The 2,685-nt window shown below is 55.4% G+C and carries 2 protein-coding genes and 1 pseudogene; 1 reads left to right on the top strand and 2 read right to left on the bottom strand.

Translation table 11 applies throughout. The features are described 5' to 3' along the window. Nucleotides 1-272: 272 nt before the first annotated feature. A complete protein-coding gene (locus Q669_RS19680; protein WP_022993513.1) occupies nt 273-473 on the bottom strand; it encodes a hypothetical protein in 201 nt (66 codons plus the stop codon). Nucleotides 474-696: 223 nt separating this feature from the next. Next, nucleotides 697-1,062, bottom strand: a pseudogene (locus Q669_RS18985) (IS5/IS1182 family transposase); the annotation flags it as partial. 133 nt (nt 1,063-1,195) lie between these two features. On the opposite strand from Q669_RS18985, the gene istA reads away from it, so the two are divergent. Continuing rightward, nucleotides 1,196-2,685 (top strand): IS21 family transposase (gene istA / locus Q669_RS18980; RefSeq protein ID WP_200861818.1); only part of this gene is annotated, 1,490 nt, incomplete at its 3' end.

The raw sequence follows: 2,685 nt of genomic DNA, 5'->3' as shown, positions 1-2,685 counted from the left end.
GGGACCTATGAGAAATCCGGGTTAGCAACCACGACATTAAGAGACAGTAATGGCAACAAAGCCAACGCTGCCAAGAAAATCCTCATCACACCTACTCCATTGCTGTTTTTTTTCGAGCTGGACCATTCCTCGGGACTTCGATTTATTTCTTCCCGGTAAACGCCTAAACCTCAGCCAGCAAATCCCAAAACCTCCCACAACTCACCTTGACTCCGTCACCCAGATCCAGCCTGATGCGCTGGTCGGCTTATTGGCGGAGCTTTTCGTCGAGTTCATTCGGCGAGTTCGGCCTGCTTGTTGCTTGTGCAGGCCACACCGACCCCTTCAAAAATAGCCTCCACGCCATCTCCATCCTTCTTATTTTTCTTGACCGCGTGCTTCGGGCCTTCGAGTGTCGCAAAGAATCCAAACCCTCCAACATCCCCAGGCAGTGGGCGAGCGGTTTGTACCTGGAATTTTTTGAGTTCCGACACCGTTTAATCTCCTTGAATCACTAAATATCCCATCTGACTGATCTTCTCTCTGCAGATACGCGAGAACCATGCGAGAAACTTAAGGAAGGTCTGAATAACCGCTGATTTTTGTCGATCTTGGCTTGAGCCGGCAAAAATTCCAAATTTCAGACACTATTCTCCTGTTATTTGTTTGTTTTTTGCCTGTTTCCCGCCATTTTGGCGGAAAACGGGCACACTGGCCCTACGCCAGCATGTATTTTTCACCAATCAGCAGGTTGCTGAATGCGGCCAGCAAGTGCAGCCGGTTGTTGTTCTTGGCAAGGCCCCGATAGCGGACCTTGCCATAACCAAAGACCTGTTTGATGTAGCGGAAGGGATGCTCCACTTTGGCACGAACACTGGCTTTGATTTTCTCGGCTTTCAGCTTGTCGCTATCCAGCTTTTTCCGGGTGCCAGGCCGTTTGGCAATGAACCAGGAGACGTTTTCACGGTGCTTATGTTCATCCCGCTTTTGAATACCAAGATAACCGGCATCACCGAAGACTCGTTGCTCTTCACCATGCAGCAGCTTGTCGGTGGGCACGATGTCATGAACGTTGGCCGCTGTTAATGGCCAATTAAAATGACCCACTACTGGCCATTAATTTTGACCCACCTCCGAGTGGCCGTCAGGCCACAGAACCAGCTACTGTCCCCAGCTTTTATCGATGGCCGGGGGCATGTCAGTGAAGGAGTGGGTTGTGATACACAAGATCAAGGCACTGCACGATAACGGCAAAGGGTTGTCGATCCGCGCCATCAGTCAGGAACTGGGGTTGTCCCGCAATACCGTTCGCAAGTATCTGCGGATGGATGAGAACGCGATTTCGGAACAGATAGAAGATCCCTCACGCACCAAGCGCCTCGATGATCACCGGGATTATCTGATTCATCTTCTCAAAGAATTCCCCAAGCTCAGCGCCGTCAAAATTGCCCGCAAGCTGCAAGCGAAGGTTGGTGAGTTGCCAGCTTCGGATCGTTCCATTCGCCGCTATGTGCGAACGCTCAAGGGGGAAGTGGCCTCAGCCCAGATGCGCTATTACGAACCCATTCTGGACGATGTGCCGGGTGTTCAGTGTCAGGTGGACCCGGGTGAGTTGCGCGGCGTGCTGATTGGTGGCGAAGAGCGCACGCTGCACTTCGTGGTGTTCGTGCTGTCCTACTCGCGGTTGATGTACGTGGGTCTGGCCTTCCGCCCACTGGATACCCAGACCTTTATCCAACTCCATAACGAAGCCCTGCGTTACTTCGGTGGCCTGCCGGAGGAATGCGTCTACGATCAGACCAAGCTGGTGGTCATCAACGAACAGTACCGGGAGCTGACCCTCAACCAACGGTTCCACGAGTATGCCACCACGGCCGGGTTCCGGATCCATGCCTGCGAAGGTTATGACCCGGAGAGCAAGGGCAAGGTGGAAGCTGGCGTGAAGTACGTCAAGCAGGATTGCCTTTACGGTGAGGTCTTCCGGGACCAGGAGCACGTGCGCCAGCACGTGCAGGACTGGCTTGAGAGCGTAGCCAATGTCCGCATCCACGGCACCACCGGAGAGCCACCCCGGGAACGCTTCGAACGGGATGAGCGAGAACACCTGGAGGCTTACCTGTCACCAGCTTGCGTGCAATCTGTGGCCCACGAGACACGTCGAGCCGACAAGACCGGCCTGATCGCCTGGAAGGCCAACAAGTACTCTGTGCCCATGGCCTGGCAACAGGCCCGGGTGGGCGTTCTGGAGTCCGGCGGCCAACTCCACATCAGCGACCTGAACACAGGGGAAGTCATTGCCAGCCATGCTCTGTGTGCCGATAAAGGCAAGGTGATCAAGAACACCCACCACTACCGGGATCATGCCCAGCGGGTGGCCGCCCTTGAGGGTAAGATCAACGACCTGATCGGCAGTGACATCGGGCCACGGTTGTGCCAACAGCTCAAGCGTTCCGAGCCCAAGATCTACAAGGACCAGCTGGTGGCTGCCCGTGACCTGCTCAAGCGCCATGCGCCCGTGGATCCGGCATTAATTACGACGCTGGCAGAGCGTCCCGGCATGACCGCGACACGGCTGCAAAGTTATCTGGAAGCAGCCCAGGCCGCCGTTCTCCGGGAGCGACAGCCGGAACCGCTATCGGAACCAAAAGAAACACTGGATCTGAGCGCTTACCGCCATATTGGCCGCTCCAGTGGCCAGGGGGTGAC

It is taken from the genome of Marinobacter sp. C1S70 (assembly GCF_000475355.1).
Lineage (GTDB): Bacteria > Pseudomonadota > Gammaproteobacteria > Pseudomonadales > Oleiphilaceae > Marinobacter > Marinobacter nauticus.
Note: the sequence above shows the minus strand (reverse complement) of the source record. Positions and strands in the feature narration are given on the sequence as shown.